Here is a 24,909-nt window from a genome sequence, read left to right as displayed (position 1 = left end):
GCTTCCCCGGCTCCGCTCAGAGCTCGACCTGGAGCTCCCGCAGACCGCGGATGACGAAGTTCGCCCCCCGCTCCGGCTCCTTGACCAGCCGCAGCCCGGGCGCCTTGCGGAGCAGGGCGCCGAAGGAGGCGATCAGCTCCAGCCGGGCCAGCGGGGCGCCCAGGCAGTAGTGGATCCCGGCGCCGAAGCTGATGTGGGGGTTGTCGGTGCGGGAGAGATCGAGGGTGTCGGGGCGGTCGAAGCGGGCCGGGTCGCGGTTGGCCGAGCCGAACAGCAGCGCGACCTCGCTGCCGCGCGGGATGACCGTGCCGCCGACCTCGATGTCCTCCAGCACCCACCGCTCGAAGAGCTGGAGCGGGGTGTCGTAGCGCAGCAGCTCCTCCACGGCGGTGGGCAGCAGCGCGTCGGGGTCGGCACGGAGCCGGGCGAGCTGCTCGGGGTGGCGGAAGAGCGCCCACCAGCCGTTCCCGGTGGTGTTGACCGTGGCCTCGTGGCCCGCGTTGAGCAGCAGCACACAGGTGGAGATCATCTCCTGCTCGGTGAGCCGGTCGCCCTCGTCGTGCGCGGCGATGAGCCTGCTGATCAGATCGTCCCCCGGGGCCTTGCGGCGCGCCTCGATCAACTCGCGCAGATACGCGGAGAATTCGACGGACGCGCGCACGGCCCGGCGCGCCGTCTCCTCGCCCGGACTCAGCTCGTACATCCCGCAGATGTCGGCCGACCAGGGCCGCAGGGCGGGGCGGTCGGCGGGCGGAATGCCCAGCATCTCGGCGATGACGGCGACCGGCAGCGGTTCGGCGACCGTCTCGATGAGATCGCCACCGCCCGCGGTGACGAGGGAGTCGACGAGTTCCGCCGCGAGCCGCTGGATCGTCGGCACCAGCGCCTCGACCGTCCGCGGGGTGAACGCCTTGGAGACGAGGCGGCGCAGCCGGGTGTGATCCGGCGGTTCCAGGTCGAGCATGCCGTGGTCGTTGAGGGTGTGGAACGGCTCGTGCTCGGGCGGCGGCGCGGTGCGGCCGAACTCCTCATGGCCAAAGCGGTGCAGATAGGTGCGGCCGAGCCTGCGGTCCCGCAGCAGGGCGCCGACATCCGCGTGCCGCGGGATCAGCCACTGGCGGGAGGGCTCGAACCAGTGCACCCGGCCGCGCTCGCGCAGCTCGGCGTAGGCCGGATACGGGTCCGCGACGAACGACGGCCGCCAGGGGTCGAAGGCGGGGGCTTCCGCACTGCTGCTCATCCCCGGACGGTACCGCCGGGCCCGCCCGGCCTCCAGGGGGCCACCCGGTCAGTCGCCGGGGGTCACGAGCCGTGCCTCGTACGCGAAGACCGCGGCCTGGGTGCGGTCCCGCAGGCCGAGCTTCACCAGGATCCGGCTCACATGGGTCTTCACCGTCGACTCGGCGACCACCAGATCCGCCGCGATCTCCGCGTTGGACCGGCCCTGCGCGACCAGCACCAGCACCTCGTTCTCGCGCTCGGTCAGCTCCTCCAGCCGCTCCTGCGGGCCCGGGCGCGGCGTACCGGACAGCCCGGCGGCCTCGCCGAGCCGCGAGAACGTCGCGATGAGCCGCTTGGTGACGGCGGGCGCCAGCAGCGCCTCCCCGGCCGCCACCACCCGTACCGCCTCACCGAGCTGACGGGCCGACGCGTCCTTGAGCAGGAAGCCGCTCGCCCCGGCCCGCAGCGCCTGGTAGACGTACTCGTCGAGGTCGAAGGTGGTCAGCACCAGGACCTTGGCGTCGGCATCGGCCGCGACGATCTCACGGGTCGCCTCCAGGCCGTTCAGCTCGGGCATCCGGATGTCCATCAGGACCACGTCCGGGCGCAGGGCCTGGACCTGGGCGATCGCCTCGCGGCCGTCGACCGCCTCGCCGACGACCTCGATGTCCGGCTGGGCCCCCAGCAGCACCGAAAAGCCCTCGCGGACCATGACCTGGTCGTCGGCGATCAGCACGCGGACGGGCGTCATGCTTCCCGCTCCGTAGCCGTATCGGGGGCCGGGATGAAGACGGTGACCTCATAGCCGCCGTCCTCCTCCCGCGCCCCGGCCCGTATCTCCCCGTCCAGCATCGTGACCCGCTCCCGCATCCCGAGCAGCCCGTGCCCCATGCCGGGCGACGGCGGCACGGCCTTGGTGGCCGGCCCGTTGACGATGCGCAGCCCGAGACCGCCGAGTACGTACGACACCTCGACGCGCGCGGTGGAACCCGGGGCGTGGCGCAGCGCGTTGCTCAGCGCCTCCTGCACGATGCGGTACGCGGACAGCTCCACGCCCTGCGGCAGCGTGCGCACCGCACCGGTCGTGATGTGCTCGACCGCCAGGCCCGCCGCCCGTACCCCCGCGAGGAGGCCGTCGAGCGCGGCCAGCGTGGGCTGGGGCGCCTCGGGGTCGGCGTCCGTGTCGATGTCATCGGCCCGCACCACCCCGAGGACCCGGCGCAGCTCGGTGAGGGCGATCACCGCGTTCTCCCGGATGGTCGCGAAGCTCCTGGTCAGCTCCTCGGGCGGGTTCTCCACCCGGTACGGGGCCGCCTCCGCCTGGATGGCGATGACGGACATGTGGTGCGCGACGACATCGTGCAGCTCCCGCGCGATGGTCGCGCGCTCCTCCAGCGTGGTGCGGCGGGAACGCTCCTCGACGGTCACCGACTCCTGCACCGCGATCCGCCGCTTGCTCTCGTGCAGATTGCGCGCGGTGACGACGGCGCAGAGCACCAGCCCGGAGACGAACAGCACCTGGAAGGAGTCCGAGGTGAGCTGGCTGTCCGCCAGCATCTGGAGGGAGTCCGAGGTGTACCGACTGTCGGTGTCGACGTACGTGGCGACAGCCGCGAGAAGGGCCGTGAGCAGCCATATCTCGGCGGCCGCCCGGGGACGCGTCCGGGCCGCCGTCACCACCATCACCAGGACGTGCGAGATGGCCAGCGGAATGGGCCACGGCCAGCCCACCGTCTGATCCAGACCCAGGAGCCCCAGCCCCGTCACGGCGCTCGCCCCGAACGACAGCCACCAGGCCCCGACCGGCCGGAACAGCGTCAGCAGCAGCGGCACCCCGCTCAGCAGGGCCAGGACCAGGCTCATGTCGTCGGGCACCAGGATGACCGACTGCATCATGACGTAGAACGCGCAGACTGTGAGCGCGGCATGCGGCAGCCGGCACACGTATCGCCGGGCCCGCTCCGGGGCCCGGCGCACCAGCGGATGCCCCGGGCTCAACGGCGGCAGTGGACGGAGGGCGAACGCGTCGTTGATCAAATCCTCCCGCAGGCCGGACAACGCGCTGCGGGCGATGCGGAGTTCGGTCCGCGGAATCGTCTGGGTCACGTCTCATACCGTAGAGAGCGGACGGGCCCACGTCGTCCCCACCAGTACGGATTGTCCGGCGTCCGTCTGAAGTACTACGTGGCGGGGTCCGGCTCGGTGTCAGGTGGCGTGGTGCGGCTTGGCGTCACGTGGCGGGGTGCGCCCCCGCCAGGCGGGCGATCTCCTCGGCGACGGTCTGCGCGGCGGGTGTCGTGGGGTCGATGGGCGGGAAGTGGCCGCCGTCGGTCCTGATCAGCCGTACGTCCTGTCCGGCGCGGGCCGCCGCCTCCGCGAAGGCGTCCGCGACCGCCGGTGGCACATCGATGTCGGTGCCCCCCTGCACGATGGTGGTGGGGATCGCGGTGGGCAGCAGCGCGGCGGGGTCGGCGAGGCCCAGCCGGACCGTCAGCTCATCGCCGCCGACTGCGCCTTCGCCGTCGCCACTGTCACTGCCACCGCCTTCACTGTCTCTTTCGCCGAGGAGTTCGTCGACGGCGCCGGAGCAGACGTCCAGCGCACGGGCCGTGGCGAGGTCGGCGATGGGGGCGAGGGCGACGACACCGCGGAGCGGGGAGGGGGAGGCCAGATGCCATGGAGTGCCGGACGGCAGCCGATGCCGGGCCGCCGCCCACAGCACGGCGTGCCCGCCCGCGGAGTGCCCGGTGAGCACCACCCGGTCCGGGTCGACCCCGGGGAGCCCGAGCTCCCGGGCGAGGCCCGGCACGGTGTCCACGGCGGCCGCGATGTCGTCGAACGTCTCCGGCCACCGCCCCGCCCGCGCGGGGTCCGCCCCGCCGCGCCGGTACTCGACGGACGCCACTGCCAGCCCCCGCCCCGCCAGGAAGGCGGCAAAGGGCGAGACATGGCGGCGGTCGTAGGGGGCGCGCCAGGCGCCGCCGTGGAAGAGGAGGACCAGCGGGGCGGGGCGGGCGGTCCCGTCCGTCCCGGGTGGCGGAAGGTAGAAGTCCACCACCTGGTCCGGGTGTTCGCCGTACGCGGCGGTCCGGGCCGGGTCCACGGGCGCGAGCCCGAGGACCGACCTCTCCTCCGCCGCCGCCCCCGCCGTCGCCCCGCCCATCGGTCAGTCCTCCTTCAGCACATCGGCCAGCACCCGCGCCGCCCGCTCCACCTCGGCGAAGCCCGTGTAGAGCGGGGTGAAGCCGAAGCGCAGCACATCGGGGCGGCGGAAGTCGCCCACGACACCGCGCCGTACCAGCTCCGCCATCACCTCCCCGGCCTCCTCCGCCGCCGCGCACCGCAGGGCCACCTGGCTGCCGCGCTCGGCGTGTGCGGCGGGGGTGATCGACCGGACGCGGCCCGCCGGGACGTACGTCTCGACGCAGCGGAGGAAGAGGTCCGTCAGGGCGAGGCTCTTGGCCCTGACCTCCTCAATCGTCACGTCGTCCCACACCTCGAGCGCGGCCTCAAGCGCCAGCATCGAGAGGATGTCCGGGGTGCCGACGCGGCCGCGGACCGCGCCGTCGGCCGGGGCGTAGGCGGAGGCCATGCCGAAGGGGTCGGCATGCGAGTTCCAGCCGGGCAGCGGCGAGTCGAAGCGCGGCTGATGGGCCCGGGCGACATACAGATACGCGGGCGCGCCGGGCCCGCCGTTGAGGTACTTGTAGGTGCAGCCCACCGCGAGGTCCACCCCATGGGCGTCCAGCCCGACCGGCAGGGCGCCCGCGCTGTGGCACAGGTCCCACACCACGAGCGCGCCCGCCGCGTGCACGGCGGCCGTGGTTCCGGGCAGATCGTGGAGGCGGCCGGTGCGGTAGTCCACGTGGTTCACGAGCGCGACGGCGGTGCGCGCGCCGACGGCGGTCGGGACGTCGCCCGCGGCCACCGGCCGCACGGTGCAGCCGGTCATCCGGGCGGCGGACTCGGCGATATAGCCATCGGTGGGGAAGGTGGCCTCGTCCACCAGGATCTGATCGCGGTGGGCGCCGCGCTCCTGGGCGATCCTCACGGCCGCGACGACCGCCTTGAAGACGTTCACGCTCGTCGAGTCGCCCACCACGACCTGGCCGGGGGCGGCGCCGATGAGCCGGGCGACGCGATCGCCGATCCGCTCCGGCGCGGTCCACCAGCCGCTCTCCTCCCAGGAGCGGATGCGCAGCTCGCCCCATTCGCGGGCGACCACATCGGCCAGCCGGGGCGGGACGGCGCGGGGCAGCGCGCCCAGTGAGTTGCCGTCGAGGTAGATCGTGCCGTCGAGGGTGAAGGCGGCGCGCTTGGCGCGCAGCGGGTCGGCCGCGTCGAGCCGCGCGGCCTCGTCGGCCAGAGCGGTCCCGGGCAGACCAGTCCCGGGCAGACCAGTCCCGGGCAGACCAGTCCCGGGCAGACCAGTCCCGGGCGGAGCCGTCCCGGGCGGACCGGACTCGCCCGCACCGGGCCGAGTGGCGGGCGGCTCGGCACCAGCCGACCCCGTCGTGGGAATCGTCGCGTCAGACATGGCTACGCGCCGTCCACAGCTCGGGGAAGACGTTCTTGGCCGCGCGCTTCTCCAGCCAGGCGACCCCGGCCGAGCCACCCGTGCCGGTCTTGGAGCCCATCGCCCGCCGGGTCGCCACCAAGTGGTCATTGCGCCAGCGCCACACCAGCTCGGCGACCTCGGTGAGCGCCTCGCCGAGCCGGATCAGCTCGCTGTCGGGCAGGCCGGAGTAGATCTCCTCCCAGACCCGCTCCACCCCTGGATCGGGTTCATGGCGCAGGGCGGGATCGCGGTCCAGCACCGCGGCCGGGACGGCGAGGCCGCGCCGCGCGAGATGGCGCAGCACCTCGTCGTAGAGGCTGGGCTCGGTCAGCGCCTTCTCCAGCTCGGCGTGGACCCGCGGCGCGCCCCGGTGCGGGACGAGCATGGACGCGGACTTCTCGCCGAGCAGGAACTCCATCCGCCGGTACATCGCCGACTGGAAGCCGGAGCCCTCGCCGAGCGCGGAGCGGTACGCGTTGAACTGGCCGGGGGTGAGATGGGCCAGCGGTGTCCACGAGGCGTTGAGCGACTCCAGCTCGTAGGCCGAGCGCTGGAGCGCGGCCATCGCGGTGGGCAGATCGTCCTCGCGCAGCGCCCGCGCGGCGGTCTGCCACTCATGGACGATCACGGTGAACCACAGCTCCATGACCTGGGTGGTGACCAGGAACACCATCTCGCCGGGGTCGTCGGAGAGGGGGTGCTGGAGGTGGGTGAGCACGGACGCCTGGACGTAGTCCTCGTACGGCGTGGTGCCGTCGAAGTCCAGATTCGGGGCGTCGGACTCGGCGTGGTGAGGGACAGGCTGCTGCGACATCGCAATCTCCTGAGTACTGCTCGCTACCGGGTAGCGGTCCGCCCCTTCCCTTCGGTCTCGGAGCCCCGGTCCCCTCGGGGCCCACAGCCGAAGGGGCCCCGCACGCATCATCCGCGCAGCGCGGGGGATCGGCAAGTACGGAAGGGGCCCGTGGGGCATACAACGCCCCACAGGCCCGGTGCGCCTCGCCCTGCCTCAGGGGATCAGGGGAGGCGAGATCAGGAGATGTGCATCAGGAGACCCGAATCAGGGGACCTGGTTCAGGAGACCTGGTTCAACCTGGTTCAGGAGAGCGTGTCCGCCGCGGTCGGGGAGCTCTCCCGCAGGAAGGTCGAGCAGCGCTCGTACTCCTCCTGCTCGCCGATGGACTGCGCGGCGCGCGCGAGCGCGTGCAGGGCGCGCAGGAAGCCCCGGTTGGGCTCGTGCTCGAAGGGCACCGGACCGTGGCCCTTCCAGCCACTGCGGCGCAGGGCGTCGAGCCCGCGGTGGTAGCCGGTGCGGGCGTACGCATAGGACTCGACCACCCGGCCGGCCTCGAACGCCTCGTCGGCGAGCTGCGCCCAGGCGAGCGAGGAGGCCGGGTACTTCGCGGCGACCTCGGCCGGGGCCGCGCCGGAGGCGAGCAGTTCGCGCGGCTCCGGGTCGTCGGGCAGATGGGTCGGGGGCGGTCCCCCGAGCAGGTTCTCGTGAATGGCCATGGGTTCCAGTCTGCCTGGTCCGGGGCCCCACCCGACACGCTCAAGCCATGAGGAGGACGCGGATCAGGCGGAGGGGCCTCGCTCGCCCGGGTCCAGGGGCGGCGCGGACACCCCGCAGTGGTAGGCGCACTCGGGGCGGCAGGGCGGCCCCGCCGGCCGCGCGACGCCCTCCGCGGGCACCGCGGCCCCGGCCCGCTCCGGCTCCGCCCCCACCTCCGCGCCCGCCGGCTCCAGCGCGTCCGAGCGCACCGTGCGCCAGGCGAGGAGCGCCCCCAGCAGCAGCACCCCGGCACAGATCGGCATGGCCCGCCGGAAGGTGCTCGAAAAGGCGTCCGCCGATCGGTACGCCTCCGGGCCCATCCCCGCGAGCAGCGGCAGCGCCGCCACCGCGACCAGCCCGGCCGCCCGCGCCGCCGCGTTGTTGACACCGCTGGCCAGGCCCGCGCGGGCGACGTCCACCGAGGCCAGGACGGTCGCGGTGAGCGGGGCGACCACCACGACCATCCCCAGGCCCAGCACCAGCAGCGCGGGCAGGATGTCCCGCCAGTACACCGCCCCCACCCCGGCCCGGGTCATCAGCAGCATCCCCGCCGCGCACAACAGCGGGCCGACGGTCAGCGGGATCCGCGGGCCGATGCGCTTGCCCAGCTCCCCCGAACGGGCCGACAGCAGCAGCATCAGCGTGGTCGTGGGCAGCAGCGCGGTACCGGCGGCGAGCGCGGAGTAGCCCACCACCACCTGGAGGTCGAGCACCGAGAGGAAGAAGAAGCCGCCGAAGGCCGCGTAGACGCACAGGGTCACCACATTGACGGCGCTGAACTGGCGGGAGGCGAAGATCGACAGCGGCAGCATCGGCTCGCGCAGCCTCCGCTCCACGAGGATGAAGGCCGCCCCCAGCGCCAGTCCGGCGACGCCCGGAACCACGACGGCGGCCGAGGCGCCCTTCTGCGGCGCGGCGATCAGCGCATAGGTGACCAGGGCGAGGGCCGCCGCCCCCAGCACGGCGCCGAGGACGTCGAACCGGCCGCGCGCCCGCGGATCGCGGCTCTCCGGTACGTGGCGCAAAGCCACCGGCACGCACAGCGCCGCCAGCGGCACATTGATGAAGAACACCCAGCGCCAGCCGGGCCCGTCCACCAGCCAGCCGCCGAGGAACGGCCCGATCGCCGCTCCGATGCCACCGAAGCCGGACCACAGCCCGATCGCCCGCGCCCGGTCATCGTGGTGGATCACCGACTGGATCAGCGCCAGCGACCCGGGGGTGAGCAGCGCCCCGCCGATGCCCTGGAACGCCCGCGCGGCGATGAGCACCCCGGCGTTCGGCGCCAGCCCGCACGCCAGCGAGGCCAGCGCGAACCACACCACCCCGATCACGAACACCCGCCGCCGCCCGAACCGGTCCCCGAGCGCCCCGCCGAGCAGGATCAGCCCGGCGAGGGTGAGCATGTAGGCGTTGACGGTCCACTGGAGTACGGGCAGATCGGCGCCCAGATCGAGGCCGATGTGCGGCAGGGCGACGTTGACGACGGTGCTGTCGAGCAGGGCCATGGCGGAGCCGAGCACGGTGGTGAACACCAACCACCGCCCGGCCGGTACGGATAGCCGTACCGGCTGACCATTGCTCGGAGCGTGCCCCGCCCCGGGCGTGGAGCCGCCCATACCTGGATCATGCCCGCATCGCCGTTTGTGGGCAATCGTTCCCCGGGGCGGAACGGGTGGGCACAAACGGCCACCGGGCCGCACCCGGAAACGAAACCGCAAGGGGCACGCAAACGGGCCCGGCAAACTCGCCGCAAGGCGAGGAGCCGGGCCCGAGAGGGCGAGCCGAAGAAACTACTTCAGCTTCGTCCCGGTAGACCGAAGATCCGCACAAGCCTTGGTGACCCGCTCAGCCATCCCCGTCTCGGCAAGCTTGCCCCAGCTCCGCGGGTCGTACGTCTTCTTGTTGCCGACCTCGCCATCCACCTTCAGCACCCCGTCGTAGTTGCGGAACATGTGATCCGCGATCGGACGGCTGAAGGCGTACTGGGTGTCCGTGTCGAGGTTCATCTTCACCACGCCGTTCTCCAGCGCGGTGCGGATCTCCTGCTCCGTGGAGCCGGAGCCGCCGTGGAAGACGAAGAAGAACGGGTCCTGCTTGCCGTACTTCGCGCCGACACCGTCCTGGAGATCACGCAGCAGCTCCGGGCGGAGGACGACATTGCCCGGCTTGTAGACGCCGTGGACGTTGCCGAAGGAGGCGGCCAGCAGATAGCGGCCCTTGTCGCCCAGGCCCAGGGCCTCGGCGGTGCGCAGGGCGTCGTCCACCGTCGTGTACAGCTTGTCGTTGATCTCGTGCGTGACGCCGTCCTCCTCGCCACCGGTCGGGGTGATCTCGACCTCGAGGATGATCTTCGCCTTGACCGCCTCGGCGAGCAGCTCCTGCGCGATGTCGAGGTTGTCCGCGAGGGTCTCGGCGGAGCCGTCCCACATATGGGACTGGAACAGCGGGTTCTGGCCCTTGGCGACGCGCTCCTGCGAGACCTTGAGCAGCGGACGGACATAGCCGTCCAGCTTGTCCTTCGGGCAGTGGTCGGTGTGGAGGGCGATGTTGACCGGGTACTTCTCGGCCACGACATGCGCGAGCTCGGCGAGGCCGACCGCACCGGTCACCATGTCCTTCTTGTACTGGCCACCCAGGAACTCGGCACCACCGGTGGAGATCTGGACGATGCCGTCGCTCTCCGCCTCGGCGAAGCCGCGCAGGGCGGCGTGCAGAGTCTGCGTCGAGGTCACGTTGATCGCCGGGTAGGCGAACTTGCCCGCCTTCGCCCGGTCGAGCATCTCGTTGTAGATCTCAGGGGATGCGATGGGCATCTGACCGCTCCTTGTATGTGCGGGTTAGTCGTACTTGGCCCTGACCTAGGGGCGACGTCATCGTCGGGGCCATAATCCCAGACTCCGCCGGTTGCTCCACACGGCGCACGCCGAGACCACACGGACGGGGGTGGGTGGTTTCACGTGAAACCTCCCACCTCCCCAGCCTGCATGATGCAGCTCCTGATTCAGCTCAGCCCGATCCTGATTCAGCTCAGCCCGAGGTCGGTGAGCGAGTACGCCGGGAGGTACGGCAGCCCGGCGTCCGCGATCGCGGGCGCGGCGCCGCGCTCGACGATCGTCGCGACCGCGACGACCTCCGCACCCGCCTCCCGCGCCGCCTCCACGGCGGTCAGCGGCGAGCCTCCGGTGGTGGAGGTGTCCTCGACCACCAGCACCCGGCGGCCCGCGATGTCCGGGCCCTCGATCCGCCGCTGCATACCGTGCGTCTTCTGGGCCTTGCGGACCACGAAGGCGTCGAGTCGGCGCCCGCGCGCGGCCGCGGCGTGCAGCATGGACGTGGCCACCGGGTCGGCGCCCAGCGTCAGCCCGCCCACCGCGTCGTACTCCAGATCGGCCGTGGTCTCGAGCATGACCTGCCCGACCAGGGGCGCGGCCTCGGCGTCCAGGGTGATCCGGCGCAGGTCGATGTAGTAGTCGGCCTCACGCCCGGAGGAGAGGGTCACCTTGCCGTGGACCACGGCCTTGTCCTTGATCTGCTCTAGCAGGGCGTCACGCGCATCGCTCATGCGCATGAGCTTATGCGGTGGCCCTCGAAACCCCCCAAGCCGCTCCGTACCGTGAGACCGACCACGCCAGCCGCGAGACCGACCACGCCAGGCGTGAGACCGACCGCGTCAGGCCAGGGTGCGCCAGCTCCAGGTCATGGCGATCTCCAGCGGCTCGATGGGGGTGACCAGCCGCGGCAGGAGGTTGAGGCCGTTGGGCGGGCCGGACTGCGGTTCCACGCACACCGCCTCCGCCTGCTCGTCGTAGACGACCACCCACTCCGTCCGGCTGGTGACCTTCAGCTCGAGTCGGCCGGGCCAGGTGAGCGTGACGTCCACCCCCTGCGGCATCCCGAAGCAGTCGTCCCAGGGGCCGGGCTTCGGCGCGATCCGGCGGCCGGTGGGGAGGTGGTCCTCGCCGCGCTCCTCCTGCCATGCGGCATCGAAGGCGATCTCCACATCGGGGCCGATCTCGGCATCAGGACCGCCGTCGCCCAGGTTCCGCAGGAACCACGGATGCCAGCCCGCCTGCGCCGGAAAGGAATCGCCCTCGGTCTCCACGCTCATGGTGACGGTCAGGCTGTCCGGGGTGAGCTCGAAGGCCTGGGTGACCCGGCCCTCGTACGGCCAGGGGTCGGCGAGGTCGTAGGTGAAGGCCGCACTGGACTGCCCCGTGCCGGCGGGGGCCCATTCGACGTTCCGGCCGGTCCCGTGGATCGCGTGCGGCGGGGAGTTGATGGGCAGTTGGTGGGTCCGCCCGCCGTTGCGGAACCGGCCGAGACCGGTCCGGCCGCACCACGGCACCATCGGGAACGACCCGAACCGCGGGCCCTGCCGCAGCAGCTCCGTACCGCCGATGCGCAGTGAAGCGATGCGGCAGCCGTTCTCGGGTGAGACGGTCAGCTCGGCGTCCCCGGCGGTCAGCCGTACGCCCTTGGTCTCCGTTGTGTCTTCGGTGGTCACAAACACCGAGCCTATGCGCCCGGACTCAGCGGCGGCGGCGAAGTACGCGACGGCCCACGACGACGACGGATGCGAGCACGACGGCCGCGGCGGGCGCGGCCCAGCGCAGTGTGGCGCTGGTGGAGACGGTCTCGGGCGCGGGGACCGGGGCGTAGCGGCCGCGCGGCGGGGCGTGGTCGACCTCCTCGGTGGAGCGGCCGATCATCGTGCGGCGGGCGTGGGCGGCCTCGGCCGGGGGCTCCTCGTCCAGGTCGTCGAGCTCGCCGAAGCCGACGGGCTCCTCGACTCCGTCCACCTCGTCGAGGTCCTCGAGGTCGCCGACGTCCTCGATGTCCATGTCATCGGCCGACAGCGGAAGCTCGGCCTCGGTCGGCAGCCCGGTCTCGTCGGCGGCGGCGTCCACACCCGCGTCCACCCCCGCGTCCGCACTCGCGTCGGCGGCCGCATCGGCGGTCTCGTCGGCGGTCTCGTCGGTGGTCTCTTCGGCGCCCTGTCGTGGGGCCTGTCCGGGGGCCTCGTCCTCCGTGGGCGCGCTGATCGGGGACGTCTCCAGCCCGGCCGTGAGCGCCCCGGCGAACCGGTCCAGCATGCGGCGGGCCACGGTGATGGACGCCTCGTCGTCGAACTCGGCCAGCCGTCCGTCGCTGTGGACCGTCCCGGAGCAGTTCAGCACCGTACCGCCCTCGACGGGCTTCGGCGTGATGGTCAGCGCGAGCTTCACCGAGCCGCTGCCGCGCGCCTCGCCGCCCTCGCCCTCGACCTCGAAGGCATCGGCGCGCCTGACGACACGCAGCGCGCCGCGATACGTGATGGTGGACCCGCCGATGCGCAGCCGCAGCCGCCCGGCGAGCGGACCGGCGGCCTCATCGGCGTCCTGCTGGAGCCCGGGAACGCAACGAGCGACACGGGCGGGCTCCGCGAGCGCCAGCCGGACGGTGTCGACGGGAAACGGAACGAACACCTCATGCTCCATAGGTCAAGACAGTACCCATCGCACGTTCCCTGAGACCCGTTCCCGCACAACTTTCCGCGTGCCGCTGACGTACGCAGCCGACGCGAGCCCCCGGCGCGCGGACACGCCCCGCACGCGGGCGGGCACCCGCCGCCATGCCCGCCCCACCACCGGACCCGCCGTGGCGTCACGAGGCTTTCCCCTACCCGCCCCTCCCCGAAACTGGGGCTCTGCCCCAGACCCCGGGGGCCGGGGTCCAGGGGCGAAGCCCCTGGTAGCGGGAAGGGGCGGGTAGGGGAAAGATCCGCCACAGGCGTCACGATCCGTCGGACACACCCCACAGGCCGGGGCGTCACTCCCCATAGCGCGGACGCATGAGCGTCGACGGGAGCAGACCCGCCTCCCGAGCGCGCTCGGCCGTGCGGCGGGCCGCCCGCAGCCCCTCCTCCGTCAGCGAGCGCGGCCGCGGCCGGTGCGGGGCCAGCCGCAGCCCGACCGGGGAGCGCGCCGCCAGGACGAAGCCCCAGTCGTGCGGGCTGCCGCGCCCGGGTCGCGGGGCGCCGATCACATACGGAGTGGTCCGCAGCCCGACCGAACGCATCGTCGCGTCCACCGTCCAGAACGCCCGCGGATCGGGCCGCAGCGGCCCGGCGTGGACCACCAGCCGACCGCCGGGCGCCAGCACCCGCTCGGCCAGGCCGTAGAACTCCTGGGAGTAGTACTTGGTGCTCGGGGTGAGCTCGGGCGCCGGCAGATCGCAGACCACCACGTCGTACGCCATGGACCGGCGCAGCCAGTCGAAGGCGTCCGCCGTCACCGCCCGCACCCGCGGATCGCGGTAGGCGCCGCCGTTGAGCGCGGACAGGCCCGGATCGCGCCGGGCCAGCCGCACCACCTCCGCGTCGCGCTCCACGACGGTCACCGAGCGGACCCCCGCGTACCGCAGGACCTCGCGCGCCGCGAGCCCGTCGCCCCCGCCCAGCACCAGCACCCGGCCGTGCGGCCCGGCGGCCATCGCCGGGTGGATCAGCGCCTCGTGGTAGCGGACCTCGTCGCGCCCGCTGACCCGCAGCCGCCCGTTGAGGAAGAGGGACAGCGGCCGCCCGCTCGTCCCCCCGCCCACCAGCACGATCTCCTGCTCGCCGGTGCGCAGCGCGACCCGCACCCCGGGTCCGTAGACGGCCTGCCGGGCGGCCCGCTCGAAGGAGGGGGTCAGCACGGCACCGGCGGCCAGCGCGGCGAGCACCAGCCCATTGGCGACGATCAGCGTCCACCGCGCCCGTACGCTCAGATCGCGGCGGAACAGCCAGAGCACCAGCGCGCCGCCCGCGACCGCGTTGACCGCGCCGGTGACCAGCGCGCCGGTCAGCTGGCCGAACGCGGGCAGCAGCAGAAAGGGAAAGGCGAGCCCGCCGACCAGCGCGCCCACATAGTCCGCCGCGAACAGATCGGCCACCGCACCGCCCGCGTCCTGTCGGCGCACCCGCTGGATCAGGGTCATCAGCAGGGGCACCTCGGCCCCGATGAGCACACCGATGGCGAACGAGAAGCCGACGAGCGCGGAGCGCGAGTGACCGCCCCATGCGAAGCATGCGTACAGCGCCATCGCCGAGCAGCCGCCGACGAGCGCGAGCACCGCCTCGACCGCGCCGAAGCCCACGGCGGCCCGGCAGCGCAGCCGCTTGGCCAGCAGCGAGCCGACACCCATGGCGAAGACCATCACGGACAGCACCACGGATGCCTGGGTGACCGAGTCACCCGCCAAGTATGAGGCGAGGGCGACGAGTTCGAGCTCATAGACGAGCCCGCAGGCAGCGCAGACGAAGACCGTGCCGAGCACGAGGAAGCGGCCGAGCCCCGCCCGCACCGGCAGCCGCGCCGGAGGGCCGGATTCCGGCGACGACGGCGCATCCGAGACGGCGGACATGGGCGAATCGATCACAAAGGGAACGCTACGTCACATATCGCTTACGTCTCGTCCCCCACACGAGTGCATTGCCGTTCGCACATCTGGGATCGACGGCCTCTCGGCCATGCGCGATCCCCTTCAGGCGCAGGGGACTTGGGGCGACACCCCACCCGACATCCCGTCCGACACCCCGCCCGACATCCCGTCCGCCAGACCACCGGGCAGACCACCGGGCAGACCACCGGGCAGACCGCCCATATCGAGCCCGCCCGCACCCGGCGGCCGGAGCGCGGCCGGCACCCGGGCTCCGACACAGGTGCGGGTGGTGACCAACCGCCCCTCCTGGGGGTAGGCATGCCAGGTCCGCCACCCCACCGTGCCCTCGTTCCACTGCGCGAGCAGCGCCGTGAACGCGTTCGGGCTGCCGGGGAACGTACCGGCCAGACCGTGCGGATGGTCGGCCACCAGCGCGAGCAACTCCTGGGCGCGCCCGGCGAAGGCCCCCTGCGACAACTCCTCGACGCGCGCGGCGAATTCGTATTCGCGGCCGTCGACAAGGGTGGAAACCCCCAGCGGAAGCGGGGTGCTGTTGCCGGACATACAGGCCACGGTCTCCGAGCAACGGCTGCCCTCCCCTTCGAGGAGGACCTGGTGGGAGGCGCCCAGAAGCCTCAACTGGACGGCGAAGTCATGGAGTTGAAGATCGAGCACAGCGAGGGCGGGAAGCGGCTCCCGCCCCAGGCCCCAGGCGAGGTCAGCGGCGCGGGTATCGGTGTAGGCAGTCTTGAGGGTCGTGAGCATGGATCGGCTCCGCAAGCACGCAGTGGAAAAAGTTGGGCCAACTCGCCCCGCGGGAGACCAGGGGCATGCGCATACGGCGGCTCGTGCCCGCGTGGGGCCGTAAGGTCGATTGGTGGTATACGGAATCATGAAATGCTGGGCGCCACATCGTTTTTACCCACCTTCGCCGGGTTTCCACCCCCTAGGGCGCTCCCTAGGTCAAGTGTTCAACAAGCCAGCGCCCGGCGCACGTTGGCGCGCCGGGCGCTGGCTCATTGCTTCACTGCCGTAAGGACGGCGTGACAACCGTAAGAAGGGCGTGGCGCCCGTAAGGACGGCACGGCGACCGTAAGGCCGCGCGGCAACCGTAAGAACGGCACGGCGACCGCGAAGTCCGCAGGAACCGCGGGTCAGCCACCCCCGCCGCAGCCACCGCCACCACCACCGCCGCCGCCGCCACAGCCACCCCCGCCACCGCAGCCGCCTCCGCCGCCGCAGCCACCGCCGCCGTGGTGACCACCCCCGTGATGGCCACCACCGCCGCCGTCGCCACCGGCCCACCAGCCGCCACCGGCGGCCCCGCTGGAACCGGCGCCCCAGGACCGCTTGCGCCGCCCGCTGTACCCCTTCGACCGACCGGCGCCCAGCGCGGCGAGCGCCGCGAACGTGAACGCCAGCACGACCAAGATGACAACAGACCCCATGGTCCTCACTCTCCTTCCAACCCCCGTAGCGAGGTACCGCTTCGTACCTGCCGGGTCCCATGCCCGGCCTCATGCGGGGTCAAAGCGGAGTTGAGGAAGTCCAGAGGTTCAGCGCCCGGAGGCCGCGCCGTCCACGGCCTGAACGGTGACGCGCTCGATCGCCCGCACGGCGACATCCGGCTGGTCGACGTAGATGTAGTGGGTGCTGGTCTTGGCGGTGCTCAGCTTGGCGCGGCTGGAGACCGCGAGCCACTTGCGCTGGCCGTTGGTCCACGCCCGCTCCAGGCCCGGCCCGTAGTCGGGCACCTCCGCGAGGTACTGCTTCCCGTGGCGGATCACCTCCACCGGGATGTCCCCGGCGGAACGGACCTTGCCGTCGGGCACCGTGAGCTTCTCCGGTTCCCCTCCGTGCAGGATCGCGAGGGTCTGATCGCGCAATGCCACCGCCGGGCCGGTGGCGGATTCGGGGATTCCCTTGTTGAGATCGGCGGTCTGGGTCGGTGAGGTGGCGTCCATCAGGACCAGCCCCTTGATCCGGTCCTGGTGGTCGGGCGCGTACCGGGCGGCGATCAGCCCGCCCAGCGAATGCCCGGCCAGGACGACCGGGTTGTCACCGGCGACCCGGTCGAGCACCGCGGTCAGCACCTTGCCCGTGCTCTTGAGGGTCTGCGGCCCGTCGGGCTTGTCGCTGGCGCCTTCGCCGAGCCGGTCGTAGGAGCAGACCCGGTTCTTCTCGCTCAGGGTCTTCTGGATCCCGGCCACCTTGTCCAGCCCGTCACCGCCTCCGGCCAGCAGCATGATGACCGGGCTGCCGTCCGCCGGAGTCCCCGAACAGGACACGTTCACCAACTGGCCGCCAATCTCGATCTTCTTGGTGCCGGTGAGCAAGTCCTGGTCGCCCGCCTTCTCCGAAGCGGCGGCGGACTTGGTGGCGGTCGTCTCCGCATCCGCCTTCGAGTCATCCTCACAACCGACCAGCCCCACACCGGCCACGGCGCAGGACAGCGCGATCACGGCGGACACCCTGGCATTGCGGATCATCGTTCTTCCCCCTGAGAGAGTCTGGGTCACCCGCTCCCCGCGGGCGTCTCAGACGCTATGGACCCGGAGCCCCGAAATCATCACCACCCGGAGCGCACCCGCCCGTAGCTCGCCCGGGGGACAACGCTTCACCCCGGGACCCGGGACCCGGGACCCCGGGGGTCTGGGGCGGAGCCCCAGTTGTGGGAAGGGGCGGGGAGGGGAACAGCCCGCCGCAGACGACACGATCCGCTGGACGCCCCCTAGCGATGCTCCCAGTGGACGGGGTCGGCCTCCAGAACCGCGCGGTCCCAGTCGGCCAGTTCGGCAGCCGCCTCATACGTGCTGTGCAGGAATTCGCTCAGCGTCCGGTCCGGATCGGGCGCGGTGGCGACCGCCTCGTAGGGCAGCACGAATTCACCGACATCCCGCCGGTACGAGGCCGTCGCGGGCCGGACCGGCTGATCGGCGAACCCTGCGGGCTCGGGGTAGGCGTAGGAGTAGAAGCCGCCCTCCTCCCCGCCGCCGGGCCAGAAGCCGCAGCTGGACAGCTCGACGGAGTACGCCTCCTGCGTCACCCGGTCCGGCAGGTTCGGCACCCCGCCGGGGGGATGCGGCGGCGCGGTGCGGCCGGAGAAGCGGGTGACGCACAGGTCCATCGCGCCCCAGAAGAAGTGCACGGGGCTGGCCTTGCCGACGAAATGGGACCGGAATTCCCCGAACACCCGGTGTGCGTTCAGCAGCTGACCCCAGAAGAGCCGGGTGGCGTACGGGTCGTACGCCGCATGCCGATGGTCCTCCGGGAACGGGATCGCCACGGGCACCTCGTTCGGCCGGGGGTACATCCGGGTCTGGATGCCCAGGTCCCCCAGCAGGCCCATGATCTCGGAGTAGAACTGGGACACCGGTTTGGACTCCAGCGCCAGCTCACGCCGGCTTCCGTCGCTGACCCGGATCCCCAGCCGGTGCTCGACAAAATCGAACTCGATATCGAACGCCCCGGTCCGATACGGGATCGTGGACGTGCTCAGCCCGCGCGGGGTGACATACAAGGTCACCTGCCACCACTGATTGGCCGGTGGCGCATGATCCAGCCGGATCTTGCCGACGATCTGGGTCCACATGTGCAGGGTGTCCCGGGTCTCGGCCCAGTCCTCCAGCCGAAGCCGTGGCCAGGCGCCGGCCTGCTGCGTCCTCTGCTCGGCCATCTCGCCTCCCGCGGAACTCACCGCTCTGGCGACAACGCGCGGTCGATGGATTCCGGCCCGGCCGAGTACCCGCTCACTCCGCCACTCAAAACCAGCGCGGAAATCCAGCGAGCGCGCCCCGCGCCGGGCGGGAAGGTCTGCCGACGTGGAGACGGAAGAGGGGACGCAGGATCGACCCGCTCCCGCACGACCACGGGCACCGAGCCGGAACAGATACACCGTCCTCGCCCGCCCCCGGAGGCAGCGGCACGTCCCGCAGCTTGGCGCATTTGAGCGGGCGCAAATTTGGCTGAACGCCCGCCCTCGCGGAAAGTCGGCTAACGCAGAATGTGCCGACGGAAGGACAATAACCGGCCGATACTTGGGTCGCGGCACATGGAAGTTCGGACTGAGCTGCGGCCGAAGCCGCTTGGGCGGAGCTGGCATCTCCAGCATTCCCTGACCTGACGCAGTCCAGCGTCCCGCTTGGCCAGCAGACCACGGATTCCGCACCAGAGTTCCGCACTGACCTCAGTACTTCTGTCGGCCACTCAGGTAACGGACCGGCTTTCGGCACACCGCCGGGGGGATGCGGTGGCGCGGTGCGGCCGGATCTTGCCGACGATCTGGGTCCACATGTGCGGCGTGTCCCGGGTCTCGGCCCAGTCCACCAGCCGAAGCCGTGGCCAGGCGCCGGCCTGCTGTGTCCGGAAATCGAGCAACACGACGCTGTAGCGCTGCGGTTCAGTAAACCTGCGCGCTATCTCCACAGGAAGGTCACAGCCTTGCCGCTGGGTCGCGCCTTGCAGGATGAACGGCATCCTGCAAGGGGTGATATGTCCTTCTGGTGACCACGTCAGCCCCCTCCACGAGGCCCGGTAGCCGAAATGCAAGTGAAGAAGTCGTCGCCATCCAGTCAAAAGTCCGGCTTGCCGACATGCCGCGATACCAAAATATCCCTAGACATTTCGGACAGATCGCGGTGGCTGAGCCGCCGTAGACATGGTTTGATCCACGCCACTCGGAAGATGGACCTCCGCTTCTGAGTGGCGGACGATCGTCAAGCTGGCTGGACCAGCTTGACGCCGGGCCGCTCGATACGCCCTGTGGTCACAACAAAAACGAAAGGGAGGGCCTGACGTGCGTAAGCAGATCGAGGCCATCGAGATCGCTGACAGCGAGCTGGACAATGTCTCCGGCGGAGTTCTCGGGACCGTAAACCTGACGGGTGGTGCAGAGCCCACCCTGCCCGCCCTGCCCACCCTGCCCGCTCTGGGTGGCTCGGTTTCAGGTGGCCTCAGCGGCCAGGTGGGCCCCGTCTCCGGACAGGCGGGTTTCTCTGGCGGCGTCGGCATCTGAGACGGATGCACTGAGATTTACTTGGTCTGCATTACTCACCCGCCGACCATGTGAATTCCAGGGTTGTCATGGGCCCCGGGACTACTGTTCCGGGGCCCATGGCGTTGTATCAACTGCCCGTCTTTGCGCCGGAGTGGCGTCCGTCCGCCCACGCCAGCGCCTGGCGCCGATCCTCCACCAGCTCAAGGCCCACAAGGAGCTTCCGGCCGTGGCCGACGTCCTGGAGAAGGCCAGGACGTGTGCCCGCGAGCGTAGCCCCGAAGCCGACGCGTCAGCCCTGGGCGAGGGTCTTGAGGCGGGCCACGGCGTCCGTAAGGACCTCTTCGCGCTTGCAGAAGGCGAACCGGACGAAGGGGGAACCCTGGTCCTGGTGGTCGTAGAAGACCGCGTTCGGGACCGCGACCACGCCGCAGCGCTCGGGGAGGGCGCGGCAGAAGGCGAAGCCGTCGGTCTCGCCGAGGGGGCGGATGTCGGTGGTGATGAAGTAGGTGCCCGAGGGGCGGAAGACGTGGAAGCCCGCGTCGGCCAGGCCATCGGCCAGCAGATCGCGCTTGGCGCGCAGATCGTCCCGGATGCCGTGGAAATAGGCGTCGGGGAGGGCCAGCGCCTCGGCCACCGCGTACTGGAAGGGGCCCGCCGAGACATACGTGAGGTACTGCTTGGCCGAGCGCACCGCCGTGACCAGCTCGGGAGCGCCGGTCACCCAGGTCAACCTCTGTTCGCACACATCTCGCGTCTGCCCTCTGACCTCGGGTGATGGCATGGCGCTGGCGACCAGAGACCCGGTGCCCGGCAGTCTGCGCCTATCGTGAGGGGCGAACCTCCTGGACGGACGCACGGGAAGCAGGGGCGCATGGGGACGAGCGGGGCGGCTGACGCACGCGGCATGGTGGGTACGGCGGACTGGGCTCCTGCGGCGCGGGTGCGGGACATGGGCACGTCGATCTTCACGGAGATGACGGAGCTGGCGCGCCGTACGGGGGCGGTGAACCTCGGGCAGGGTGTGCCGGAACTCGGCAGCCCTGAGACCTTGCTCAAGGGCGTCGTCGTAGCGGTGATATCGGGTAACAACCAGTACCCGCCCGCCGCCGGTTTCCCGGCGCTGCGTGAGGCTGTCGCGGAACATCAGCTGCGCCGGTACGGCCTCGACTACCGCCCGCAAGGTGAGGTGCTGATCACTACGGGCGCGACGGAAGCGCTCGCTGCGGCTCTGCTGGCGCTCTGCGATCCGGGTGACGAGGTCCTGGCCTTTGACCCCTGCTACGACGCGTACGCGGCGGATGCTCGGCTGGCTGGCGCTCGGTTGGTAGCCGTGCCTCTGGTGAGCGACGGTGACGGCTTCGCCCTTGACGCTGACGCGCTGCGCGAGGCTGTGACGACGCGGACGCGGGTCCTGCTGCTGAATACGCCGCACAATCCCACGGGCAAGGTGTTCACGGCCGATGAGCTGGCCTTGATCGCCGAGGTGGCGCGGGAGCACTCGCTGACGGTCGTCACGGATGAGGTGTACGAACACCTGGTGTACAACGGCCTGGACCACCTCCCCATTGCCTCGCTGCCCGGCATGAGGGAGCGGACGCTGACGATCTCCTCGGCGGGCAAGACGTTCAGCGTCACGGGGTGGAAGATCGGTTGGGTTTCGGGTCCCGCTCCGCTGGTCGCTGCGGTCGCTGCGGCGAAGCAGTTCCTCACCTACGCGTCGGGGACGCCGTATCAGGAAGCGCTGGCGCATGCCCTCGGCTCGGTGGAGGAGTGGGCCGGGAGCCTGCGCGAGACCCTGCGGCACAACCGGGACTTGCTGAGCGACGGCCTGACGCGGGCCGGACTGCGCCCGTACCGGGCGGATGCCGGGTACTTCCTCCAAGCGGACGTACGGCCGTGGGGCTACGCGGACGGGGTGACGTTCTGCCGTGAACTGCCGGAGCGGGCAGGCGTGGTGGCCATCCCGACATCGGCCTTCTACCAGAGCGCTGACGCTCCGGAGTGGCTCGTCCGGTTCTCCTTCTGTAAGCGGGAGGACTCGATCCACACGGCTGTGGAAAAGTTGCTCGCTGCTCGCTGAGGACTCATGCCCGCCTGGGGGTGCGGGCACTGAGGGCTGACGCAACTGCTTCAAGGGCCAGGTGCCACGGATAGTTCTCCGGTCGGCCTTGGCCCGGCTTGTTGGGTACGAATCCGCCTTCCCCGTACAGCACACGCACCCCCATCGCGCGCAGCGTGGCAACGCTGGTGTCGAACTGGGTGTGCTGGACGTAGGCGGCGTTGACGCACGGCATGGTCACGGTGGGGATGCCCTTGCCGATGGCCTCGGCCACGAATCCCACGATGAACTTCTCGGTGATCCCCAGGGCCCACTGGTTGATCGTGTTGAAGGTGGCGGGCGCCAGCACCGCGACATCCGCCGGGGGCCAGGCGTCCGGCTCCTGGGGCAGCTTGTACTGGCTGCGCACCGGGTGCCCGGTCAGCTCCGCCAACGCTGGCAGCTCGCCGTCAAGCCAGCGTGCGGCCGTAGGGGTCAATCCGAGGCAGACCTCCCAGTCGGCCGCCTGCGCTCGTTCGATGACGCCAGCGATGTTCAGGACAGGCGGGGCGGCGCTTCCGAACAGGTAGAGGACAGGGTTCGCGGTCATGTGGGCAGTCCACCGTGTGGCACCCTCCATGCGCAAACTCCCCGCCCGCTCGGCGTTGAGATCGTCGTTCGTCGTCTTCTGCCGTGGCCGAGCGGGTAGCGTCTCCGTTGAGTGAGTCACGAAAGGGAGGCATGTATGCCGTTCCCCGACGACGAGCACACGGGCGCTCGGATCGCACATCATCGCAAGCGGGCTGGGCTGACTCAGCGTGGGTTGATCCAGAAGATCCCTTACTCCTACAGCCTCCTCACCCAGGTGGAGTCCGGGCACAAGCCAGCGAGCCCCGACCTGGTGGCCGCTGTGGCGAAAGCGCTGTGCATCGATGTCACCGCGCTGACCGGCCAGCCCTATGTCACCGAGCTACAACAGGACCGGTTGGCCTCGCTGGTCCGCCCGATTCGTGAAGCCCTCGACCTCTACGACCTGGGCGCCGATCCGGCGATCAAGCCGCGTCCCACTCCTCAGCTCATCGCCGCTGCTCAGACTCTGTGTCAGCAGGTCCGGGCCACGAAGCTCCATGACGCTGCTCTTGATCTCCCCGGCACGATGGCGGAGATCACCACAGCCGCGTATCAGGCGCCGTCGTCCGAGTTGTGGGCCGCGCTATCGAGTACCTACCGCACCGCGCATGACTTGGCCGTGAAGCTCGGCTATTACGACTTGTCCACCGTGGCTCTGGACCGTATGGAGTGGGCCGCGTCGCGGGCTTCCGATCCGTTGCTGTCAGCAGTGCGCCAGTACATGCGTGCGCTGGTCTACTTCCGAGAGGGCGAGTACACCATTGGTCAGCGGCTCGTGGCTTCCGGCCAGGGGCTGTTGGGGCAAGCTCCGCAGACGCGAGAGAGTCAGGCCGTTGCCGGTCAGCTGCACCTCGGGGCAAGCATCATCGCCGCGCGCGCCGAGGACGAAGGCGCGGTGACGACTCACCTTGCAGAGGCCGAGTCCTACGCGGATCGGGTGGGTGAGGCCACGGACGTGCACTGGCTGTCCTTTGGTCCCACGAACGTCAGGCTGCACGCCGTATCCGCTCATGTCGAGATGCGTCACTACGGCGAGGCTCTGCGAGAGGCCGCGAAGGTGCGGATACCAACGGACTGGCCTGCATCCCGCGCTGCTCATTTCTACGTGGATCAGGCACGGGCTCAGATGGAGGCGGGCCGTAACGAGGCGGCCTTGAAGTCCATCGTCACCGCGCGCAAGCTGGCTCCGCAGCAGACGCGGTATCACTCAGGCGCACGAGAGACCATCAGGAGCCTGATCCACCTGTCCCGGCGTACTCCGGACACCCTTGATCACTTGGCCGCTTGGGTGGGTCTCTAGCACTTTCACCGCAGTAGCCCCCGGCTTTCACTCGACTGTGAAAGTTGGGGGCTTCGCATGTCACCAGCATGAATACTCAGCCGGTTTACACCGCCACAGGACCCCGGCGACGCGGGCATGCGCCCCGGGGCGTGGCCAACCTGAGGAAGCAGGTCGACATGCGGAACTGTATCGGCAGGATCTTCGAGCCGTTGAGGAGAGTGCTACGACCCGGCCAGGGACGCCATCGCACGGTGAAGGCAAGCCCGCCGATGACCTGCGGGGATGCCTCGACGTTGCGCATTCCTCGTGTGCGCCAGGTGTCGACTCGGCCGACGTTGCGCGGGGAAGAGGTCAGCCTCGTCCGGCCGTACGTCGTGGCGCATGAGCGGCGGCAGGAACGTGGCCGTGAGGGCTCGCCTCGCGTGGCACTGGTGTGCCCTCCGCACGGGATGGTGGTGGTCCGGTGAGTGCGCAACCGCGGCTGCTGCCCTGGAACGGTACGAACGGTCAGCCCGCCTATCTCGTGACCGACGAAGAAGGCACCGGGCATGTGTCGAAGCTCGCCGACGAGATGGAAGCGTTCCAGCTCAACATGGCCACCGAACTCGTGGGTCATGCCCTCGAACTGCTCGGCAACCCCAAGGCAGAGATGGAAGAGCTGCGCTTTCTCTCGAACCGCATGATCGAGGCGCTGCGTGATGCGCTCCGGATCGCTGAAAGTCGCGGCAGGCGCCTTGGACTCCCCGAAGAGGACGAGGACGAAGGACCGGATCAAGCGAATGAGGCGGACGGATGAGCGACAGTTCGGAAGCCTGGCAAGTCGGTCCCGTACCGGGGCGTGGCCTGCGCCGTAGTGCTGACAGCCGTCTTGAACTGCCGCTTCGCGTCATCCGCCCTGGTCGCGCGTCTCTGGCTTCGCTGGTGCTGACGGTGGCGGAGGCAGAGCAGTTGCACGCCGCCCTGTGCTACGCGCTCGGCGACGAGCCTGCCCCGGCAAACGCTCCGGAGTGCCGAAAGCCGGTCCGTTACCCGGGTGGCCGACAGCAGTACTGAGGTCGGCTCGGTCACAAAAACAACCGAAGAAGCAATACCGGACCACCCCCTTGCCTGGACAGCTTCCGGGGTGGTCCGGCTGGGGATCGATCACGAACCCCGGTGCCGATGGTACCGGGGTCGTCGTCGTGCTCTCGTTCGGCGACCCGGCATGTTGATGGTCAGACGGCTTGTA

General features: G+C 70.8%; 21 protein-coding genes and 3 pseudogenes. 4 read left to right on the top strand and 20 right to left on the bottom strand.

Annotated features, from left to right (window positions below):
• Positions 1-16 precede the first annotated feature (16 nt).
• The 18 genes and pseudogenes from ACT2CW_RS04775 to ACT2CW_RS04690 form a co-directional block, all read right to left on the bottom strand.
• Positions 17-1,240 carry a cytochrome P450 gene (locus ACT2CW_RS04775; RefSeq protein ID WP_445515592.1) on the bottom strand — a complete coding sequence of 408 codons (1,224 nt, stop codon included), beginning with the start codon at positions 1,238-1,240 and terminating at the stop codon, positions 17-19.
• Between the two features lie 48 nt (positions 1,241-1,288).
• Positions 1,289-1,972: a response regulator gene (locus ACT2CW_RS04770; RefSeq protein ID WP_164433214.1), complete on the bottom strand. Its 684-nt coding sequence runs from the start codon at positions 1,970-1,972 to the stop codon at positions 1,289-1,291.
• Positions 1,969-3,327 carry a sensor histidine kinase gene (locus ACT2CW_RS04765; RefSeq protein WP_445515591.1) on the bottom strand — a complete coding sequence of 453 codons (1,359 nt, stop codon included), beginning with the start codon at positions 3,325-3,327 and terminating at the stop codon, positions 1,969-1,971. Before ACT2CW_RS04765 ends, ACT2CW_RS04770 begins: the two co-directional genes overlap by 4 nt.
• Before the next feature lie 124 nt (positions 3,328-3,451).
• The gene (locus ACT2CW_RS04760; RefSeq protein WP_445515590.1) at positions 3,452-4,384 is read right to left on the bottom strand and encodes an alpha/beta hydrolase; all 933 of its coding nucleotides are present in this window, start codon (positions 4,382-4,384) and stop codon (positions 3,452-3,454) included.
• Positions 4,385-4,387: 3 nt separating this feature from the next.
• Entirely contained in the window at positions 4,388-5,758 is a 1,371-nt protein-coding gene (gene kynU / locus ACT2CW_RS04755) for a kynureninase (RefSeq protein WP_445515589.1), read from the bottom strand.
• Complete coding sequence (locus ACT2CW_RS04750) at positions 5,751-6,593, bottom strand: tryptophan 2,3-dioxygenase family protein (protein ID WP_445515588.1); 843 nt, start codon at positions 6,591-6,593, stop codon at positions 5,751-5,753. Before ACT2CW_RS04750 ends, kynU begins: the two co-directional genes overlap by 8 nt.
• A gap of 284 nt (positions 6,594-6,877) precedes the next feature.
• Entirely contained in the window at positions 6,878-7,291 is a 414-nt protein-coding gene (locus tag ACT2CW_RS04745) for a DUF3151 domain-containing protein (RefSeq protein WP_014178261.1), read from the bottom strand.
• A 63-nt stretch (positions 7,292-7,354) separates the two neighbouring features.
• A complete protein-coding gene (locus ACT2CW_RS04740) occupies positions 7,355-8,950 on the bottom strand; it encodes a DHA2 family efflux MFS transporter permease subunit (protein ID WP_445515587.1) in 1,596 nt (531 codons plus the stop codon).
• Positions 8,951-9,124: 174 nt separating this feature from the next.
• Positions 9,125-10,147: a class II fructose-bisphosphate aldolase gene (gene fbaA / locus ACT2CW_RS04735; RefSeq protein WP_164433204.1), complete on the bottom strand. Its 1,023-nt coding sequence runs from the start codon at positions 10,145-10,147 to the stop codon at positions 9,125-9,127.
• Between the two features lie 209 nt (positions 10,148-10,356).
• Complete coding sequence (gene pyrE / locus ACT2CW_RS04730) at positions 10,357-10,902, bottom strand: orotate phosphoribosyltransferase (protein ID WP_138914644.1); 546 nt, start codon at positions 10,900-10,902, stop codon at positions 10,357-10,359.
• A 102-nt stretch (positions 10,903-11,004) separates the two neighbouring features.
• On the bottom strand, positions 11,005-11,838 hold the full coding sequence (locus ACT2CW_RS04725) for an aldose epimerase family protein (protein WP_445515586.1): 834 nt from the start codon (positions 11,836-11,838) through the stop codon (positions 11,005-11,007).
• Between the two features lie 25 nt (positions 11,839-11,863).
• Complete coding sequence (locus tag ACT2CW_RS04720) at positions 11,864-12,811, bottom strand: SRPBCC domain-containing protein (RefSeq protein ID WP_445515585.1); 948 nt, start codon at positions 12,809-12,811, stop codon at positions 11,864-11,866.
• A 331-nt stretch (positions 12,812-13,142) separates the two neighbouring features.
• Positions 13,143-14,717, bottom strand: coding sequence for a polyamine aminopropyltransferase (locus ACT2CW_RS04715; protein ID WP_445515689.1), 1,575 nt, complete (start codon positions 14,715-14,717; stop codon positions 13,143-13,145).
• A gap of 267 nt (positions 14,718-14,984) precedes the next feature.
• Positions 14,985-15,500 (bottom strand): annotated as a pseudogene (locus tag ACT2CW_RS04710) (DUF2617 family protein); the annotation flags it as partial.
• Positions 15,501-15,889: 389 nt separating this feature from the next.
• On the bottom strand, positions 15,890-16,183 hold the full coding sequence (locus ACT2CW_RS04705; protein ID WP_445515584.1) for a hypothetical protein: 294 nt from the start codon (positions 16,181-16,183) through the stop codon (positions 15,890-15,892).
• A 108-nt stretch (positions 16,184-16,291) separates the two neighbouring features.
• Positions 16,292-17,224, bottom strand: coding sequence for an alpha/beta fold hydrolase (locus tag ACT2CW_RS04700; RefSeq protein WP_445515583.1), 933 nt, complete (start codon positions 17,222-17,224; stop codon positions 16,292-16,294).
• 242 nt (positions 17,225-17,466) lie between these two features.
• Positions 17,467-18,411, bottom strand: a complete 945-nt coding sequence (locus tag ACT2CW_RS04695) for a DUF5996 family protein (RefSeq protein ID WP_164433194.1) — start codon at positions 18,409-18,411, stop codon at positions 17,467-17,469.
• 587 nt (positions 18,412-18,998) lie between these two features.
• Positions 18,999-19,112: pseudogene (locus tag ACT2CW_RS04690) on the bottom strand (DUF5996 family protein); the annotation flags it as partial.
• Positions 19,113-19,530: 418 nt separating this feature from the next.
• On the opposite strand from ACT2CW_RS04690, the gene ACT2CW_RS04685 reads away from it, so the two are divergent.
• Positions 19,531-19,749, top strand: a complete 219-nt coding sequence (locus tag ACT2CW_RS04685; protein ID WP_182472172.1) for a type A2 lantipeptide — start codon at positions 19,531-19,533, stop codon at positions 19,747-19,749.
• A 271-nt stretch (positions 19,750-20,020) separates the two neighbouring features.
• Here ACT2CW_RS04685 and ACT2CW_RS04680 read toward each other — a convergent pair.
• Positions 20,021-20,458: pseudogene (locus tag ACT2CW_RS04680) on the bottom strand (aminotransferase class I/II-fold pyridoxal phosphate-dependent enzyme); the annotation flags it as partial.
• 177 nt (positions 20,459-20,635) lie between these two features.
• Here ACT2CW_RS04680 and ACT2CW_RS04675 point away from each other — a divergent pair.
• Positions 20,636-21,811 carry an aminotransferase class I/II-fold pyridoxal phosphate-dependent enzyme gene (locus tag ACT2CW_RS04675; protein WP_445515688.1) on the top strand — a complete coding sequence of 392 codons (1,176 nt, stop codon included), beginning with the start codon at positions 20,636-20,638 and terminating at the stop codon, positions 21,809-21,811.
• Between the two features lie 4 nt (positions 21,812-21,815).
• Here the strand turns inward: ACT2CW_RS04675 and ACT2CW_RS04670 are convergent, their stop codons facing one another.
• Positions 21,816-22,379 (bottom strand): flavoprotein, encoded by a 564-nt coding sequence (locus tag ACT2CW_RS04670; protein ID WP_445515582.1) that lies wholly within the window; start codon positions 22,377-22,379, stop codon positions 21,816-21,818.
• Positions 22,380-22,514: 135 nt separating this feature from the next.
• Here ACT2CW_RS04670 and ACT2CW_RS04665 point away from each other — a divergent pair, with 135 nt between their 5' ends.
• Both ACT2CW_RS04665 and ACT2CW_RS04660 read left to right on the top strand, forming a co-directional pair.
• Positions 22,515-23,699: a helix-turn-helix domain-containing protein gene (locus tag ACT2CW_RS04665; protein ID WP_445515581.1), complete on the top strand. Its 1,185-nt coding sequence runs from the start codon at positions 22,515-22,517 to the stop codon at positions 23,697-23,699.
• A 445-nt stretch (positions 23,700-24,144) separates the two neighbouring features.
• A complete protein-coding gene (locus ACT2CW_RS04660) occupies positions 24,145-24,477 on the top strand; it encodes a hypothetical protein (protein ID WP_445515580.1) in 333 nt (110 codons plus the stop codon).
• Positions 24,478-24,909 lie beyond the last annotated feature (432 nt).

Source organism: Streptomyces sp. NEAU-174, assembly GCF_052665095.1.
Note: the sequence above shows the minus strand (reverse complement) of the source record. Positions and strands in the feature narration are given on the sequence as shown.

Excerpts from the sequence above, each read along its gene's own strand:
- pyrE (WP_138914644.1), bottom strand. The coding sequence starts at position 10,902 with ATGCGCATGAGCGATGCGCGTGACGCCCTGCTAGAGCAGATCAAGGAC.
- ACT2CW_RS04745 (WP_014178261.1), bottom strand. The coding sequence starts at position 7,291 with ATGGCCATTCACGAGAACCTGCTCGGGGGACCGCCCCCGACCCATCTG.
- ACT2CW_RS04740 (WP_445515587.1), bottom strand. The coding sequence starts at position 8,950 with ATGGGCGGCTCCACGCCCGGGGCGGGGCACGCTCCGAGCAATGGTCAG.
- ACT2CW_RS04715 (WP_445515689.1), bottom strand. The coding sequence starts at position 14,717 with ATGTCCGCCGTCTCGGATGCGCCGTCGTCGCCGGAATCCGGCCCTCCG.
- ACT2CW_RS04695 (WP_164433194.1), bottom strand. The coding sequence starts at position 18,411 with ATGGCCGAGCAGAGGACGCAGCAGGCCGGCGCCTGGCCACGGCTTCGG.
- ACT2CW_RS04720 (WP_445515585.1), bottom strand. The coding sequence starts at position 12,811 with ATGGAGCATGAGGTGTTCGTTCCGTTTCCCGTCGACACCGTCCGGCTG.
- ACT2CW_RS04670 (WP_445515582.1), bottom strand. The coding sequence starts at position 22,379 with ATGACCGCGAACCCTGTCCTCTACCTGTTCGGAAGCGCCGCCCCGCCT.
- ACT2CW_RS04665 (WP_445515581.1), top strand. The coding sequence starts at position 22,515 with ATGCCGTTCCCCGACGACGAGCACACGGGCGCTCGGATCGCACATCAT.
- ACT2CW_RS04760 (WP_445515590.1), bottom strand. The coding sequence starts at position 4,384 with ATGGGCGGGGCGACGGCGGGGGCGGCGGCGGAGGAGAGGTCGGTCCTC.
- ACT2CW_RS04705 (WP_445515584.1), bottom strand. The coding sequence starts at position 16,183 with ATGGGGTCTGTTGTCATCTTGGTCGTGCTGGCGTTCACGTTCGCGGCG.
- ACT2CW_RS04775 (WP_445515592.1), bottom strand. The coding sequence starts at position 1,240 with ATGAGCAGCAGTGCGGAAGCCCCCGCCTTCGACCCCTGGCGGCCGTCG.
- ACT2CW_RS04675 (WP_445515688.1), top strand. The coding sequence starts at position 20,636 with ATGGTGGGTACGGCGGACTGGGCTCCTGCGGCGCGGGTGCGGGACATG.
- ACT2CW_RS04770 (WP_164433214.1), bottom strand. The coding sequence starts at position 1,972 with ATGACGCCCGTCCGCGTGCTGATCGCCGACGACCAGGTCATGGTCCGC.
- kynU (WP_445515589.1), bottom strand. The coding sequence starts at position 5,758 with ATGTCTGACGCGACGATTCCCACGACGGGGTCGGCTGGTGCCGAGCCG.
- ACT2CW_RS04700 (WP_445515583.1), bottom strand. The coding sequence starts at position 17,224 with ATGATCCGCAATGCCAGGGTGTCCGCCGTGATCGCGCTGTCCTGCGCC.
- ACT2CW_RS04750 (WP_445515588.1), bottom strand. The coding sequence starts at position 6,593 with ATGTCGCAGCAGCCTGTCCCTCACCACGCCGAGTCCGACGCCCCGAAT.
- fbaA (WP_164433204.1), bottom strand. The coding sequence starts at position 10,147 with ATGCCCATCGCATCCCCTGAGATCTACAACGAGATGCTCGACCGGGCG.